Genomic DNA, 556 nt, shown 5'->3' on the forward strand with positions numbered 1-556 from the left:
CGGCGGTCGCCCGGTGGCGGTTGATCAGGCGCAGCCAGCGGCCGGGGTCGCGCAGGAAGTCCTCGGGTGGCAGCAGCAGGGTCTGCGCGCCGTGCAGCGCGGGGGTGAGCAGCATGCCGATCAGCCCCATGTCGTGGAAGAGGGGCAGCCAGCTACAGGACACCTCTGCCTCGGTGACGCCGAGCGCCTTGCCGATGGCCGTGACGTTGGCCAGCAGGTTGGCGTGGCTGAGCACCACGCCCTTGGGGTGCGCGCTGGTCCCGGAGGTGTACTGGACGAGCCCGGGCTCCTGGTCGGACACCTCCAGGTGGTGGGCCGTGGCGGCTGCGGTACGCGCCACGTCGAGCACCTCGAACTCGCCGCCCGGGCCGCCGAGTTCGGGACCGATCAGTCGGCCCAGCGTGGCGTCGGAGAGCACCACGCGCACCTGAGACTGCCGCATGGCCAGGGCGATCCGGCGCAGGTGGATGTCCAGCGACGCGAACCGTACGGGCGGCGGCAGCGGGACGGCCACCGCGCCCGCGGCCCACACGCCGAACAGGGCTCGGGCGAAGTC

Annotated in this window: 1 protein-coding gene; it reads right to left on the reverse strand. The window is 73.2% G+C overall.

The window, feature by feature from the left end; genetic code table 11:
* On the reverse strand, positions 1-556 hold a 556-nt coding region (locus KUM32_RS36825; protein ID WP_217146227.1), incomplete at both ends, for an AMP-binding protein.

Source organism: Streptomyces sp. AC627_RSS907 (assembly GCF_019049165.1).